The 16997-nt window shown below is 39.3% G+C and carries 14 protein-coding genes; 11 read left to right on the top strand and 3 right to left on the bottom strand.

Features of this window, described 5'->3' with window-relative positions:
• Window positions 1–18: 18 nt before the first annotated feature.
• On the bottom strand, window positions 19–1962 hold the full coding sequence (gene ftsH / locus ABJD71_RS11150) for an ATP-dependent zinc metalloprotease FtsH (RefSeq protein WP_348168905.1): 1944 nt from the start codon (window positions 1960–1962) through the stop codon (window positions 19–21).
• A 500-nt stretch (window positions 1963–2462) separates the two neighbouring features.
• On the opposite strand from ftsH, the gene yhbY reads away from it, so the two are divergent.
• Window positions 2463–2759, top strand: a complete 297-nt coding sequence (gene yhbY, locus ABJD71_RS11145) for a ribosome assembly RNA-binding protein YhbY (protein WP_348168903.1) — start codon at window positions 2463–2465, stop codon at window positions 2757–2759.
• An 89-nt stretch (window positions 2760–2848) separates the two neighbouring features.
• Here the strand turns inward: yhbY and ABJD71_RS11140 are convergent, their stop codons facing one another.
• Both ABJD71_RS11140 and ABJD71_RS11135 read right to left on the bottom strand, forming a co-directional pair.
• Window positions 2849–3352 carry an FKBP-type peptidyl-prolyl cis-trans isomerase gene (locus ABJD71_RS11140; RefSeq protein ID WP_348168900.1) on the bottom strand — a complete coding sequence of 168 codons (504 nt, stop codon included), beginning with the start codon at window positions 3350–3352 and terminating at the stop codon, window positions 2849–2851.
• An 86-nt stretch (window positions 3353–3438) separates the two neighbouring features.
• The gene (locus ABJD71_RS11135; protein ID WP_348168897.1) at window positions 3439–5826 is read right to left on the bottom strand and encodes an AAA family ATPase; all 2388 of its coding nucleotides are present in this window, start codon (window positions 5824–5826) and stop codon (window positions 3439–3441) included.
• Between the two features lie 376 nt (window positions 5827–6202).
• Between ABJD71_RS11135 and leuS the strand changes: the two genes are divergently transcribed.
• From leuS to ABJD71_RS11085, 10 genes are all read left to right on the top strand, one after another.
• A complete protein-coding gene (gene leuS, locus ABJD71_RS11130) occupies window positions 6203–8794 on the top strand; it encodes a leucine--tRNA ligase (protein ID WP_348168894.1) in 2592 nt (863 codons plus the stop codon).
• 5 nt (window positions 8795–8799) lie between these two features.
• Complete coding sequence (gene lptE, locus ABJD71_RS11125; RefSeq protein ID WP_348169360.1) at window positions 8800–9342, top strand: LPS assembly lipoprotein LptE; 543 nt, start codon at window positions 8800–8802, stop codon at window positions 9340–9342.
• Complete coding sequence (gene holA, locus ABJD71_RS11120; protein ID WP_348168891.1) at window positions 9342–10376, top strand: DNA polymerase III subunit delta; 1035 nt, start codon at window positions 9342–9344, stop codon at window positions 10374–10376. The genes lptE and holA overlap by 1 nt, the downstream gene beginning before the upstream one ends.
• A 3-nt stretch (window positions 10377–10379) precedes the next feature.
• Window positions 10380–11072, top strand: a complete 693-nt coding sequence (gene nadD / locus ABJD71_RS11115) for a nicotinate-nucleotide adenylyltransferase (RefSeq protein ID WP_348168888.1) — start codon at window positions 10380–10382, stop codon at window positions 11070–11072.
• Window positions 11073–11124: 52 nt separating this feature from the next.
• Window positions 11125–11442 carry a ribosome silencing factor gene (rsfS, locus tag ABJD71_RS11110; protein ID WP_348168885.1) on the top strand — a complete coding sequence of 106 codons (318 nt, stop codon included), beginning with the start codon at window positions 11125–11127 and terminating at the stop codon, window positions 11440–11442.
• Between the two features lie 18 nt (window positions 11443–11460).
• Window positions 11461–11931, top strand: a complete 471-nt coding sequence (rlmH, locus tag ABJD71_RS11105; RefSeq protein WP_348168882.1) for a 23S rRNA (pseudouridine(1915)-N(3))-methyltransferase RlmH — start codon at window positions 11461–11463, stop codon at window positions 11929–11931.
• Window positions 11932–11933: 2 nt separating this feature from the next.
• Window positions 11934–13859: a penicillin-binding protein 2 gene (mrdA, locus tag ABJD71_RS11100; protein WP_348168879.1), complete on the top strand. Its 1926-nt coding sequence runs from the start codon at window positions 11934–11936 to the stop codon at window positions 13857–13859.
• A gap of 4 nt (window positions 13860–13863) precedes the next feature.
• Window positions 13864–14982, top strand: coding sequence for a rod shape-determining protein RodA (gene rodA, locus ABJD71_RS11095; RefSeq protein WP_348168876.1), 1119 nt, complete (start codon window positions 13864–13866; stop codon window positions 14980–14982).
• Between the two features lie 68 nt (window positions 14983–15050).
• Entirely contained in the window at window positions 15051–16022 is a 972-nt protein-coding gene (mltB, locus tag ABJD71_RS11090) for a lytic murein transglycosylase B (protein WP_348168873.1), read from the top strand.
• 32 nt (window positions 16023–16054) lie between these two features.
• On the top strand, window positions 16055–16864 hold the full coding sequence (locus tag ABJD71_RS11085; RefSeq protein WP_348168870.1) for a septal ring lytic transglycosylase RlpA family protein: 810 nt from the start codon (window positions 16055–16057) through the stop codon (window positions 16862–16864).
• Window positions 16865–16997 lie beyond the last annotated feature (133 nt).

Below are 16997 nucleotides of genomic sequence, written 5' to 3'. Positions count from 1 at the left end.
TTAAGTACTTAATCGAAACTAATGCGTAACATCACCAGGTTTACCAACATTAGGTTTTGGAGACTCTTTTTTAGGTTCTTCTTTCTTATCTTCAGCTTTAGCTGCTGCACCACCAGAAGGTTTATCTGAATCATCTGTTTTACCGTCACGCACCCAATCTGCAGGTAAACGCACATCTTTACGGTCCATCAAATCATCAATTTGCATAGCATCAATGGTTTCATATTTCATTAGTGCGTCTTTCATCGCTTCCAAAATATCCATATTATCCTTCAGCAAGGTTTCAGCTAAGGCGTAGTTTCTATCAATTAACAATCTTATTTCAGCATCAATGTCGCGAGAAGTTTCCGCAGACATAGAAGATGGAGCGGCTCCCATGAAGGCTTCATTATCATCATCTTTATAATTAATTGGTCCCATTTTTGGAGAGAGTCCCCACTGCGTGACCATTTTTCGGGCTATGTCAGTAGCTCGCTCAATATCATTTGATGCCCCAGTTGTGACACCGGCTTCGCCGAGCGTAATTTCTTCAGCAATTCGACCACCAAAGAGAGTAGCAATACGAGACTCTAACTCTTCCCTTGAAGAGCTGTATTTATCTTGCTCTGGCAAATACATAGTCACGCCAAGAGCACGGCCTCTTGGAATAATTGAAACCTTGTAAACGGGGTCATGTTTAGGTACTAATCTTCCTACTATCGCATGACCCGCTTCATGATATGCAGTATTGGTTTTTTCTTCTTCTGACATCACCATGGTCTTACGCTCAGAACCCATCATGATTTTATCTTTAGCCTTATCGAACTCGTCCATACTAACAACACGTTTATCGGTACGAGCGGCAAATAAAGCGGCTTCATTTACTAGGTTAGCTAGATCTGCACCTGAAAATCCAGGTGTACCACGGGCAATTAGAGACGCTTCTACATTGTCACCTAAAGGTACTTTACGCATATGAACTTTCAAAATTTGTTCGCGACCACGAATATCTGGTAAACCAACCATAACTTGACGGTCAAATCTACCAGGCCTTAATAATGCTGGGTCAAGCACGTCTGGACGGTTAGTCGCTGCGATAACGATAATTCCTTCAGTACCTTCAAACCCATCCATTTCAACCAACATTTGGTTTAATGTTTGCTCTCTTTCGTCATTACCACCGCCATGACCACCACCACGCTTACGACCAACAGCATCAATCTCATCGATAAAAATAATACAAGGAGCTGATTTTTTAGCTTGATCAAACATGTCTCGTACACGTGAAGCACCCACACCAACAAACATTTCAACGAAGTCAGAACCTGAAATACTAAAGAAAGGTACTTTAGCTTCACCGGCAATGGCTTTTGCTAACAGTGTTTTACCTGTCCCGGGAGGACCAACCATCAAGACCCCTCTTGGAATTTTCCCACCAAGCTTTTGGAATTTACTAGGGTCTCTCAAAAAGTCGACTAACTCACTTACGTCTTCTTTGGCTTCATCACAACCAGCAACATCAGCAAATGTAGTCTTTATTTGGTCTTCACCTAAAAGACGAGCCTTACTCTTACCAAATGACATAGCGCCTTTACCGCCTCCACCTTGCATTTGACGCATGAAAAATATCCACACCCCGATAAGCAGAAGCATAGGGAACCAAGAAATAAATATAGATGTTAATAATGAGGACTCTTCTGGCGGCTTACCAAAAACGGCAACATTGTTTTCAATCAACTCGTCCATCAAGGCTAAGTCTGTATAGGGTATAATAGTGGTAAAAGCCTCACCATTTCGTTTAACACCCTGTATCTCACCAGTATTTCTATCGATGGTAGCACTGCTAACTCCCCCATTACTTACGTCTCTGAGAAAGTGGGTATAGTCAGTTGAAACTGCTTTGGAATCACTTGATGAAAAGTTTTGGAAAACGGACATCAATACAACAGCTATAACCAGCCATAAAATTAAATTTTTTGCCATGTCGCTCAAGTTATATAACCTCTAAAATTACGATTTTGTTTTGTCTAACCTGTATACCAGCAGATTACTATAATTTGTATCTTGCCGCTAGCAGATAAAGTTATCTGTAGGCCCACGTTATGATCCGATCAAATAAGTTCACATACCTATAGATACATTGAATCAACTCTTATATTTTTTACCTTCGTCATAACAAAGCCAATACTCAAATGATCTTAGCTTTAACGTTTCTTAAAGATATTACGAAGATAAAGTCTGTTTTGTTCACGCCAAAGTCTAAAACTATTAATAAACCTTAATTTTGACTCAAACTACTGGACTTATTCCTTTCTAATTTTCCCAATCAACTCAACAAAACAACCATATCGCTTAGTCTAAATGGGTATAAACTGTCTTTTCCTTATTTATAACTGCATTCAAATTAGGAATAACAGTGAGATGGCGCTAGAATAGCGCTTTTCAACCATTCATCTTGAATAAATTTGTAAGAATTACTATCAATGAACTTATCGAACAAACAAAAGCAATATTTAAAGGGCTTAGCACACCCTCTTAAACCCATAGTGCAATTAGGAAACAATGGCTTAACAGAAGGCGTAATGGCCGAAATAGAAGGAGCAATTAATCATCACGAGTTGATTAAAGTGAAAGTTCCAACCGACGACAAAGAAGAAAAATCTTTAATTATGGATGCCATCGTAAGAGAAACTGGAGCCATTAAAGTACAAGCAATAGGGCATACTTTAGTTATATACAAACCAAGTGACGAAAAGAAAATTGATTTACCAAGAAAATAGACACTTTTAGTATCTACATATGGTGATTAATTTAAAAATGTTTATTAATCACCTGCCACTTTTTACGTCTAAACCTTATGCCTTTTGAGTTAGTGGTTATGTACTCCATCTCCATGAGCATGAGCATGCTCATGCTCATGCTCAATCTCTTCATCTGTTGCTGCTCTTACGTCTACAACTTTAAGTTCAAACTGTAAGGTTTTACCCGCATATGGATGATTTGTATCTATAGTCACCATAAACTTACCTACTTTTACAATAGTGACTTCACGTTGTCCCTGTTCAGTATTGACAACCGCCGTCATGCCCGCTTTCCATTTTGGCTTTTTATCTGTACTCACTAAATGTTTAACAGATACCCTTTGCTCACTATTAGCTTGAATGTCTCCATAGGTCTCAGCCGCAAGTAGCTCAACAACGATCTCATCCCCTTGTTTCATTGACTCTAGTGATTTTTCAACGCCCACCATCATATTGTTATAACCGTGTAGGTAGGCGATAGCATCTTGATTAAAATTTGATTCTAACTCATTGCCTTCTATATCTTTAATTCGATATAAAAATTGCACCACAGTGCCTTTTGTAATTTGCATAATTTTTTCTTAACCTTTGTTATTAATAACAACAATAAAGTGCTGCTGACTCTCTCTGGAGCTATGAGTTTGCCGGATTAAATAGGCTACTCGTCGTCAGCGCCTGCCACAATATTTGCGATATTAAGTAAACTAGTCACCGCCATATAATTAATAGAGGTTTTAGGATAACGGCCCCTACTATTTAACTCTCCTACTTCTTTATTCATTAATAACGCCAAAGCTTCATCAACAGTTTCAACTACATAAACTTGAAATTTCTTGGCTTTGACTGCAGCCAGTACTTTTTTGTCTAGCAATAAATTTACGTGGTTAGATTTAGGAATAATGACTCCTTGGGTTCCCGTTAATCCTCTATGCTCACAAAGATTAAAAAAACCTTCTATTTTTTCATTAACGCCACCAACAGATTGTACCTGACCATATTGATTAATAGAGCCTGTAATAGCAAAATCTTGCTTAATAGGAATATTAGTTAAAGCAGAAATAAGGGCAACAAGTTCAGCTAACGAAGCGCTATCTCCGTCGATATGACCATAAGATTGTTCAATTGCAATATTTGCTGACAACGTTAAAGGAAATAATTGGGCATACTTGTACCCTAAATAACCTGTCAATAACATCACGCCTTTAGAGTGAATTGGCTGTCCTAGTTCTACTTCACGTTCGATGTCTACTACACCATTAGACCCAGCATAGACAGTAGAAGTGATTCGGGCTGGGGTTCCAAACATACTGTCGCCCACTTCGAGTACTGTTAGACCATTAACCTTCCCCACATCAAGCCCTTCGGTGGCGATAAGAATTTGCCCCTGTTTTATATCATCCAAAACAGCTTCACTAACACGACCAGTTCTATGGGTTTTTGCAGCCAATGCAGTCTCAATATGCTCTACATCTAACTCTTGGCTCAGTTGTTTTCTACAAAAGAACTCGGCTTCATGGAGCAGTTCAATTACATCAGAAAAACGAGCTGATAATCGTTGTTGATGCTCAGCCAAACGTAAACTGTACTCCACTAACCGATACATGGCGTTTGCTGAAATGCTTTCTAACCCTAAACTAGCAACCTGACTCCTAACTCGGCCAACAAAATCGAAGATAGTCTTTTTATCCAACGGGATTTCATGGTCAAAATCCACTAGGACTCTGAATAACTCGTAAAACTCATCATCGTAATCTTGAAGTGTGTAGTACAAGTCTCGGGAACCCAACAACACTACTTTAACGTCAATTGGAATTTGTTGAGGGTTCAGCGTAATAGAGTTCACCATACCTACATCGTGCTGGGGCAAGTCCATTTTTAGGCGACCAAATTTTAAGACTAATTTTAACGTTTCCCACACATACGGTTGGTCTATTAACTTGTCTACATCTAGTAACAAATAACCGCCATTGGCTCTATGCATAGCACCTGGACGGATCATTCGGTAATTTGTAAAAACTGAACCTTGTATATTGGTATATTCCACTCTCCCAAATAAGTTTTGATGAGTGGGGTTAGGCTCGTAGACCACAGGAGACCCGCTATTGATGGTATGAGAAACCAAAATATTTGGTAAATATTGCTCTTCTAAGATAGAGCGTTTGTCATATTCATCATGCTTGTCTTCTTTTTTATCATCAGCCAAAACTTCAACAACAGTTTCTACCAGGTGTGGCTTGAGTTGCCTCAAAAATTTCAATATTCCTAAATCTGCAGTGTATTGATGCTCTAAATCCTTTAATAATGGTTTAATTCCTTGCTCAGCAGTCTCTTTTTTCAACGCTCTAAAACGCTCTGCAGTAGCACGCTTCCACTTCGGCAACTCAATTAAAGCTTCACTTAAGGTATCTTCTAATTCATCAATTAGGCTGTAAAAGTTTTGCCGCTCTTCTTCTGAAACTTTAGCAAAGTCCGCGTCAGTAATAGGTTTGCCATCAATGATTGGAGAAAATGTAATCGCTCCCGCCTCTTCATACATAGCAATACCTTGCTTTTGAGCTTCGAGCTCAACAGCCGCAATGGCTTTGTCGTACCTCTGGTCAAACTCCCTAGTAATAGCCGCCTTTTTGCGCTGGTAACCAGGATTATCAAAGGCTGCAGGAAAGGTATCGAGTAACTCATCAATCAAGAGTCCTAGGTCTTTGGCCAGCTTTTTACTTTCACCAGCTGGTAACTTTAAAGAATAGGGTTCTCTTTCATCTTCAAAGTTATTGATGTAGCACCAGTCATCTGGAGTAGACGTTTTGTTTACGTATTTATCGATAAACTCGTGCACTAGGGTAAAACGCCCTGTCGCTTGCTCACCCATTACATATAAATTATACCCCCTGGCTTCAACACCTAAGCCAAAAGCTAACGCCTCACGGGCCCTATCTTGCCCAATAAATGTTGAATTTAATGCACTTTCATCTTTAAGTGCTTGGTTGATAAGCCGTCTACTAGGCTTTGCAGTTAATTGCTGAAGTGTTAACGCGAAGTTACTTTGCATATAAAAATAAGGCGCCGACTAAATTGATAATTACCAAGTAGTGAAACCCTTATTTAGCAAGCTGTCAAACGGATACGTGCAGTTACTCCTTTTAGCGGTCAATAATCAAACAAAATTATTAGGTAACAAGGCCCAGTTTCATAATTTCAATTCAAAAGCTAACTATCATTCGCTTAAAAGAGCTAAAGGTCGCGCAAAATATCGACATAAAAAGACCATTGTTCATAATTACAATAAAAAGTTCTTAATATGCTTCATAAATCAGGCTTTTGCTATTGTTACTCACTAAGTCGCTAAGGTATTCTAACGAGCTAATATTTCAATAATCATACGTAGGTCATTTGACCTGACTGACCCAGCGACACGGAACTTTTTAATGGCCGAAAAACAGTATCAACCTCAAATCATCGAAAAAGAGGTTCAAGCCTATTGGGAAACCCAAGAAACATTTAAAGCCACAGAGCAAGCAGATAAAGAGAAATTCTATTGTCTCTCTATGTTCCCTTACCCCAGCGGTAGGTTACATATGGGTCATGTCCGTAACTATACAATTGGCGACGTAATAAGTCGTTATCAACGTATGTTAGGTAAAAACGTATTACAGCCAATGGGCTGGGATGCTTTCGGTCTACCCGCTGAAAACGCGGCGCTCAATAACAATACCGCCCCAGCCAAATGGACATACTCCAACATCGATTATATGAAAACCCAACTTAAAACATTAGGTTTTGGTTATGACTGGGATCGCGAAGTCGCTACCTGTAAGAAAGAATATTACCGTTGGGAACAATGGTTCTTTACTCGCCTATTTGAAAAAGGCTTAGTATATAAGAAAAATGCTACCGTAAATTGGGATCCTGTTGATCATACTGTGCTTGCCAATGAACAGGTTATTGATGGTAGAGGCTGGCGTTCAGGTGCGGTAGTTGAGCAAAAAGAGATTCCGCAATGGTTTATTAAAATCACTGATTATGCAGAGGAGCTAGTCACTGACTTAGAGCAGCTTGAAGAATGGCCTGAACAAGTTCGAGCCATGCAGAAAAACTGGATTGGTCGCTCCGAAGGTGTTGAAATTACCTTTGAACTTGAACAAGCTGTTGCTGGCCAAGCAGACTTTGATGTCTACACCACTCGTCCAGATACCCTCTATGGTGTGACTTACGTAGCAGTTGCCGCACAACATCCTATTGCATTAGAAGCTGCAAAATCAAACACTGAATTGGCTGCTTTCATTGACGAATGCAAAAACACCAAGGTAGCTGAAGCAGAACTTGCCACCATGGAAAAGAAAGGCTGTGCCACAGGCTATCACGCAATTCATCCGCTTACTGGCGAAAAAGTACCTGTTTGGGTAGCCAATTTTGTACTCATGGGATACGGCTCGGGTGCAGTTATGGCTGTTCCTGCTCATGATCAGCGGGATTGGGAGTTTGCCACTAAGTACCACCTCAATATCAAACAGGTCATTGCCTCACAAGGTGATGACGATTTAAGTAAGGCTGCCATCACCGAAAAAGGGAAATTGATCAATTCAGCTGAATTTGATGGGTTAACTTCTCTAGATGCTTTCGACAAGATAGCTGAATTACTTAACGCTGAAAATAAAGGCAAAAAGAAAGTTAATTATCGCTTGAGAGATTGGGGCGTATCTCGTCAGCGTTATTGGGGAAGCCCAATCCCTATGTTGAACCTTGAGAACGGTGAATCTGTGCCTGTTCCAAGTGATCAACTCCCTGTTGAGTTACCCGAAGACGTACACATGAACGGTGTAATCTCGCCTATTAAAGCAGACCCAGAATGGGCCAAAACAGAATTCAATGGTGAAGCAGCATTACGTGAAACTGATACCTTTGATACCTTTATGGAATCATCTTGGTATTACGCTCGGTATTGTAGTGCGCAAAATGATCAAGCCATGTTAGATCCAGAGCAAGCTAATTATTGGCTACCCGTTGACCAATATGTTGGAGGTATAGAGCATGCGATTTTACATCTCCTTTACTCACGATTTTTCCATAAATTAATGCGTGATGAAGGTTTAGTTGAGTCAGATGAACCATACAAACGCTTATTATGCCAAGGGATGGTGTTAGCTGATTCCTTTTATCGTGAAGACAAAACGGGCAAACAAACTTGGTACTCACCAGCTGACGTTGAAAGTGAAAAAGATGATAAAGGGCGCATTCTTAAATCTGTACTTAAAGCTGATGGCAAAGAAGTTATTCACGGCGGCATGACTAAAATGTCTAAGTCTAAAAATAATGGTATCGACCCACAACAAGTTATTGACTTATACGGTGCCGACACTATTCGTGTTTTTACAATGTTTGCAGCGCCTCCAGAACAAACATTAGAGTGGGTTGACTCCGGTGTCGAAGGGGCTCATAGGTTTGTAAAACGCCTTTGGACTTTAGTACAAGAAAACGCAAGTTCTGACAATATTGTTCCACTAGATAAAAATAAATTGTCAAGCGACCAGAAAAAACTACGACGAGTGATTCATAAAACCATAGAGAAAGTAACTGACGATGTGGGTCGTCGCCAGACGTTTAATACTGCCATAGCGGCTACTATGGAATTACTAAACCATTTACAAAAAGCGCCCCAAGACAATGCCCAAGACTTAGCTGTATTGCGAGAAGGTATTAATACATTGGTGCTGTTACTTGCACCAATAGCTCCGCATATTTGTCATGTAATGTGGAAAGATTTGGGCCATAGTAATGAAGTAGAAACAGCACCTTGGCCAGTTGCAGAGGCTGCAGCCATGATTGAAGATGAAAAACTCGTAATCGTGCAAGTTAATGGAAAAGTTAGGGCTAAAATCACAGTGCCTGCTGATGCTGCAAAAGAGCAAGTTGAAGCTTTAGGTTTAGCAGAAACTAATGTACAACAACACACAGAAGGTAAAACTATTCGCAAAGTAATTTATGTACCGGGCAGATTACTCAATGTGGTAGCGAACTAAAAGTGATGAAGCTTATTTTAGGGAAAGTGTTAACTTTATTGGTGTTAACGACAATGCTACTAACTGGTTGTGGGTTTAAGTTGCGTGGCGACTACAACTTGCCTTCAGAAATAAAACAGCTTGAGTTGACCGCTGAACAGAAAAACACTCCCCTATTTAGGATCTTACGTAAGCAACTAGAAGGCTTCAACATAGAAGTCTTCGACAGCGCCCAAAAAACAAACAACCCTGATTATGATATCGATGCAAAGGTTTACCTTAAATCGGATCAACTAGAGAGAAGGCTATTGTCATTATTCTCTACAGGGCAAGTGGCTGAATATGAATTGGTATACACCGTTAGGTATTTAATCCAACTTCCGGATGAAGATCCACAAGCGATCGAATTTGATATAACCCGTGAATATCAAGACGACCCTGATGCTGTTTTGGCAAAATCTCGAGAGCTCGATCTGATTCAAGCAGAAATGCGTCAAGACGCTGCGTTACGTATTATAAGCCAGTTGGCCAGCTCTTATACTAGCTGGCAGCAAGTCAACCATCCCTAATGCAAGTCTATCCTAATCGTTTTAATTTAACAGATACTAGCCAACTGAAGCCTTTTTATCTGATATTCGGTGAAGAGCCTCAGCAAAAATTAGAATGTATTGAGCAACTAAGACAAACCGCACTCGCTCAAGGGTTTGATGAGCGACAATCCCTAGTAGTGGATAGCCAATTTAGCTGGGATACGTTAATTGAAGCCACACAAACCTTGTCTTTGTTTTCTAGCAGACAAGTTATTGAGCTTGAATTGCCCACTGGCAAGCCAGGCTCAGAAGGCAGTAAAACCCTTAACTCTCTAACTGATAATATTAATCCAGATGTATTATTGATTATTCATGGCGGAAAAATTGACAAAGGTGTACAAAATACTAAATGGTTTAAATCACTAGATAAACACGGGGTATATATCCCAAGCTACCCACTAGAGGGTAATGCCTTAAATCAGTGGATTGGTAAAAAAATGCTTGATAGTGGATTACAACCAACACCTCAATTGTCTCAACTCTTAGTAGAATGTTGTGAAGGTAATTTACTCGCCGCCACACAAGAAATACAAAAGCTAAAATTACTTTACCCTAACGATACACCAAGTTTTGAACAAGCTAAAGAAGCTGTAGTCGACCAATCTCGCTTCACTGTGTTTCACTTAGTAGATGTTTTGCTCGCGGGCGAGCCACAAAAAGCCATAAAAATGCTATATCGTCTAGAAAGCGAAGGGGTAGAGCCCACTATAATTGCCTGGGCGTTAACCCGAGAGTGGCAAACGATACAAAATATCCTTTTTGATAAACAGCAAGGTAAAAGCATTAACTGGAATCAATATCGTATTTGGAAAAGCCGCCAGTCTTTATACCAGTCAGCGATGCGTCGACTAACTCTTAATGACATGGCCTTATTACAAACAAAATTAGCAGCATTTGATGTGGCAATAAAACAAACGCAGGTGGTGAGACCTTACATAGAATTATGTCACTTATGTTTGATGTTTATTCCTTATTCATTAGAAAGCTTACCTTTAGACTATGGTATCGAGTAATTCATGGTTAAATTCGGAAAACAACTGGATACTCCTTTAGGAATATTTGGAGGCACTTTTGACCCTATTCATAACGGCCATATATTTCCTATTCTCGAAGCAGCAAAAATCACTAATATTAATAAAATAGCCCTCACTCCTTGCTATATTCCCAGTCATAAAAACGCAGCAACAGCATCTAGCCAACAAAGATTGATAATGGCCCAAGAAGTAAGCAAAGACTATCCGATTTTTTACCCTGAACCACTAGATATCAATCGAAAAAAGCCAACCTTTAGTATAGATACTCTACGTGAATTAAGAGTCAAACACCCCAATACACCATTGTGTTTTTTTATAGGTTCCGATTCTTTGTTCTCTATTTTTAAATGGCATGAATGGGAAGCCCTATTCGAACTTTGCCATTTCATAGTTTGCTTTCGAAGTGGAAACGTCGTAGATAAACTCGTAAGCTCCCATGAAAATGAAGTAATGCTTAAAAATTTGCTTATGCAAAGACAAGTTGAAGACCCTATGAACCTACACCAAAAACTTGCTGGTCATATTTATATAGCTAACACATCTCCATTAAATATTTCTTCTAGTGCAATCAGAACGTTGTTATCTAATAACCAATCTATAGAAAATCTTGTACCAGCTAGTGTCAATCAATACCTGCAGCAATATAAGCTCTACCAGCAAGGTAGTAAACTCTGATAAACTATGGGTAAAAGAACTCTAATTAAATTATAAAACTTAAGGAACCTCATTGGATCACGAACAACTTAAAGCCTTTGTCATAACAAAAGCAGAAGATCTAAAAGCAAGAGATTTTGTCGACTTAGATGTTGCAGAAAAATCCACTGTAACTGAAACCATGTTGATATGTTCAGGCAACTCAAAACGTCACGTAGTGTCTATTGCAGAGAATGTTATTGTTGAAGCAAAACAAGCAGGTCTAGCCCCTCTTAGTGTAGAAGGTAAAGAAACTGGCGATTGGGTATTAGTCGACCTTGGTGATGTTATACTCCATGTTATGCAGGACGATGCTAGAGACTTTTACCAATTGGAAAAGCTCTGGAGCTAACAAAGGGAGTTAGTAGTCGTGCGGATCCAAATGATTGCAGTGGGTATGAAGATGCCGGCTTGGGTAGAGCAAGGTTATACTGAATATAGCCGAAGATTTCCAGCCGATATGCCGCTTCAGTTAACCGAAATTGCGGCTGGCAAACGGGGTAAAAATGCAGACATCAAACGTATTCTTCAAAAAGAAGGAGAGCTTACGTTAGCTGCAATACCTAAAGGCAATAGAGTTGTCTCCCTTGAGGTGAATGGCACACCTTGGGATACCCCCAAATTAGCGAAGACAATGCAAAGTTGGCAGATGGACGGCAGAGATGTGAGTTTATTAATTGGGGGCCCTGAAGGATTAGCTCCAGAATGCATAAAAATTGCGGAACAAAAGTGGTCCTTATCTAGTCTAACCTTACCACATCCTTTGGTTCGCGTTATTGTGGCTGAAAGCTTGTATAGAGCTTGGTCAATAAATAACAATCATCCATATCACAGAGAGTAATCTTGCCTTCCAAGCGCATTCTGATAAAAGACCATACTGCAGAAGCCAACCTGTTTGCTTGGCGTTCATTGATTGGAATATTGGTGGTATTCGCCATGATTGCTATGGTGTTAATCAACCTATATTACTTACAAATAAGTAGTTACGAGGACTATCAGACTCGCTCAAATGGCAATCGTATTAAAGTACTTCCAGTTGCTCCTAATAGAGGATTAATCTACGACAGAAATGGCAAACTTTTGGCAGAAAATCGCCCAGTATTTAGTTTGCAAGTTATTCCAGAGGAAACCAAAAACCTCAACCTAACGTTAGCTAGGTTAAGTGTACTACTTGAAATAGATGATGAAGGCATAGCAGACTTCCATGCCGATATGAAACGCATCAGACGTTTTAAACCTGTCACCTTGATTAACCGACTTACCCCAGAGGAAGTAGCAATATTCTCTGCAAAGCAACACTTATATCCTGGTGTATCAGTTGAGGCTCGATTAGCAAGATACTACCCCTATGGAAGTGCCCTCACCCATGTATTGGGTTATGTTGCCAAGATTAACAAACAAGACTTACAAAAATTAAGCATGGCAGGTTTTGAAGCTAACTACGCTGCTACCTATGACATAGGTAAACGAGGCATAGAGAAATACCATGAAGAACTGTTACACGGTGAAGTTGGCTACCAAGAAGTAGAAGTAAATAACCAAGGAAGAATCATCCGCACATTAGACTTTAATCCGCCCGTACCAGGCCAAGATATAGTTTTAAACATAGATGTGGAGTTACAGTTGGCAGCAGAAAAAGCCTTTGCAGGAGAGAGAGGCTCAATCGTGGCTATGGATCCAACTGATGGGGGTGTACTAGCGCTTTATAGTAGTCCAAGTTACGACCCTAACTTGTTTGTACATGGTATCAGTAGTAAAAACTATAAAAAGCTACTCAAGTCAGATAGACCTTTATTTAATCGTGCAACACAAGGCCAGTACCCGCCTGCATCCACAGTAAAACCCCTTTTAGCTTTAGCAGGACTAGAGGCTGAAGTGATAACGCCAGAAACGCAAATAAATGATTATGGGAAATATCAATTAAAGAATGTAGCACGAGTATGGCGAGATCATACCCCATGGGGGCATGGGTTAGTTAATGTAACTAAAGCAATCGAAGTTTCTTGTGACATTTATTTTTATGATATGGCATACAAGTTAGGAATTGATCGAATTAGCGAGAGCATGGGAGAGTTTGGATTTGGAGATTACACAGGTATAGATCTCCATGAAGAAGCAGATGGGATCATGCCCAGTCGCGGCATAATTAAAGCTCTTTATAATCGGCCCTGGTATATTGGAGACACAATAAATATAGGCATTGGGCAAAGTTATTGGACAACCACTCCGATGCAACTCACTCAAGCCATTACAACTTTAGTAAACAAAGGCAAACGCATCATTCCTCAAGTCATTCGCGGTGAAATTAATCAAGATGATATCGTTCTAAATCCGGTAAAAGAAAGGCAACCAATCAACATCGAAAATGAGTACAACTGGGATGTTGTGCTTGATGCAATGTACGGCACAGTAAATAGAAAAGGGTCAGCCAGAAATGCTTTTAAAGGATCCCATTATATATCTGCAGGTAAAACAGGGACAGCCCAACTGGTATCTATCGCGCAAGATGAAAAATATGATGCCACAAAACTATCAAAGAAAAACCATGATAATGCGATGTATGTGGGCTATGCCCCTTACGACAAACCGGAAATAGTTATGTCAGTGGTACTCGAAAATGCTGGTCATGGAGGTGCACAAGCAGCCCCTATTGCACGAAAAATGATGGATAACTATTTTAGGGAGCGAACCTTTCCTGAACACATAGTTATAGAACACCTAGGGCAAACTCCTCAGGTAGACCCGCTAACAAAAAAAGAGGGAGAGTAAGCAGGTGCTAAGAACTAAGCTGGAAACTAATCAGCCATCATTCCTAAATAGAATTCACTGTGATGGAATTCTATTATCCGGTTTATTATTACTCATGGCAGTTGGATTAATTACAATTTACTCAGCTGGAGGCCAAGATATAGCTCTAATTCAAAGGCAAATTATTCGTTTAGGAATAGCTCTATCTGTTATGTTAGTGGTAGCACAAATACCACCATTAGCGTACCAAAAATTATCCATTTACTTTTACATAATTGGTATAGCTATGTTAATTGCAGTACTCATTATAGGTGTATCAAGTAAGGGGGCACAACGCTGGTTAGACATGGGCGTTACACGTTTTCAACCATCTGAGATTATGAAGTTAGCCTTACCTATGATGGTAGCTTGGTATATTAGTCGCTTTAATCTCCCTCCCAAGCTTTGGCAAATATTAGTTGGCCTTGCTCTAGTAGCAGTGCCCACCTTATTGATTGCTCGTCAACCTGATTTAGGTACGTCTTTGCTTATTGCGAGCTCTGGCGTGTTTGCTTTGTTTTTAGCCGGAATGAGTTGGAGTTTTATCTCCTTTATAGCTGTTGCCGTATCAGCATTTACCCCCATAATGTGGTTTTTCTTAATGAAAGACTACCAAAAGCAAAGAGTTTTAACGTTTTTGAACCCCGAAAGCGATCCTTTAGGTTCTGGATATCATATTATTCAATCTCAAATAGCTATTGGCTCTGGTGGCGCACAAGGAAAAGGTTGGTTACAAGGAACACAATCTCAATTAGAGTTTTTACCTGAGCGTCATACAGACTTTATCTTCGCAGTATTCAGTGAGGAATTTGGTTTTCTTGGGGTAGTCGGGTTACTCGCTATTTATGCATTCATTGTGATTCGAGGCATGTTGATTGCTGTAAGAGCACAAGATGCTTTTTGCAAAATTTTAGCTGGCAGTATTACCCTCACCTTCTTTGTTTACGTATTCGTTAACATGGGCATGGTATCTGGAATATTGCCTGTTGTGGGCGTGCCCTTACCACTAGTAAGTTATGGTGGTACATCTATGGTGACCTTACTAGCTGGCTTTGGAATACTAATGGCAATTAGTACCCAGAAACGTATTATGTCTAGAGTATAAATTAAGTATGAAAGCACTTTAATTTTACTTTATTGATTAGCAATAAGGTTTTGTCTGCAAGGAACACAATGAAAATTTTAATACCTTTAATATTAATTAGTTTATTCACAAGCTTCCATGCCCTTTCGTCACCAGAAACCTTACAGCAAGAATTTATAGATAAAATGGTAGAAAAATATAATTTTAAGCGCTCAACGGTTGAAGATACATTAGCTAAAGTGGAAAAAAATGACAAAATCCTAGCGTCGATCGCCAAACCCTGGGAAGCAAAGCCTTGGCATCAATACTACCCAATTTTTCTGACAGAGAAACGCCTCAATAAAGGTAAAGAGTTTTGGAAAAAACATCATAAATTGCTCGAACGTGCAGAGCAAGAAACAGGTGTTCCAGCTCAAATTATAGTGGCGATAATTGGTGTAGAAACATTTTATGGTGTATATAAAGGAAATTACTCAGTACTAGAAGCCTTAGTCACATTAGGTTTTCATTATCCGCCAAGAGGTAAATTTTTTAGAAGAGAGTTAGAGCAGTTCTTCATGCTGGCTGAAGAGGAAAACTTTGAATTAACAGAGATTAAGGGGTCCTATGCTGGCGCAATGGGTTGGGGACAATTTATATCATCTAGTTATAGGCACTATGCTGTAGATTTTGATAAAGACGGAACACGAGACCTATTAAATAGTCCGGCAGATGCAATTGGTAGTGTTGCTAATTATTTTAAAAAGCACGGCTGGAAAATGGGCCAAGACATTGCCTATAAAGCAAATGTAGACGTTAGTGACTATCAACCACTTTTAAAAAAATCATTAAAGTATGAGCATCAATGGCATCAACTTAAGAACGCAAATATTACGATTGGCGACAATGAATTAGAACCAGATACCTCTGTAAAGTTATTTGAGTTTAAACAACCAAACAATAAAGAATATTGGGTGGGGCTTAAGAACTTTTACGTTATCACTCGGTATAATCACAGCCCACTATACGCAATGGCGGTATTTCAATTTAGTGAGCAGCTTAAAGAAGAAATGCAGTTTTAACTATAATTAAGTGATTGAAAACTAGTTTATTTATGAAAATTTTAATACATTTCATGCAATTATTAATTTTACTAAGCTTCGTAGGGTGTGCCCAGAAAGGGCGCTATCACCAAAGCCATGACACCCCACCAAAAATCATTCCTAATCATATCCCTACAAATGATGTAGAGCCAAAATACGAACCTTACGCTGCAGCTAATTTAAAACCATATACTATACGTGGAGTGAATTACCGCCCTATGTCAACATCTAAAGGGTACAGCGCAACTGGAAGAGCTAGCTGGTATGGACAAAAATTTCATGGGCATCTCACTGCAAATGGTGAGACTTACGATATGTTTAAAATGTCAGCTGCTCATAAGACTCTCCCCCTACCCTCTTTTGTGCGAGTGACTAATTTAGCAAATGGCAAACAAGCAATAGTAAGAGTTAATGATCGCGGCCCATTCCATAATAGTCGGTTAATTGACCTTTCATACGCAGCAGCATTGAAGTTAGATATGCTGAAGACTGGTGTAAGTGATGTAAAAGTAGACGTAATTCACATTGATCAAAATGGCCAAAAAACTATAGGTAACAAAATCATAGTGAATCATTCTAATAAAGCTGTTGTCTTACCTAAATATATCTATATTCAAGTACTCGCACTACAAGATGAAACACAAATTAGCAAGATTGGCAGTGCTCTGGAAACCCTGTATCAGCGGCCATTCAAAAGTGTACTCGAAAACAATGTATTTAAACTTAGAATTGGCCCATTAGCTGATGAAGAAGATGCCTTTAGTTTACTTAGCCATTTAAAAATGAATGGCTACCCAAGCGCCTATAAAGTTTATGACTGAAAAATTCAAATTTTATTGTTAAATTGTTATTTGTTAAGCAGTAATTAGCCACTAAAAGTGCTATATTAGCAACTAAATTTTAGCTGTCAGTTTCATTTTGAAAACGACATGTATTTTAGAAATTCAATCAAAA

This window comes from Paraglaciecola sp. (assembly GCF_039943935.1).
In the GTDB taxonomy this organism is placed as follows: Bacteria; Pseudomonadota; Gammaproteobacteria; order Enterobacterales; family Alteromonadaceae; genus Paraglaciecola.
The sequence above is the reverse complement of the archived record's forward strand: the minus strand, read 5'-3'. Positions and strand labels throughout refer to the sequence as shown.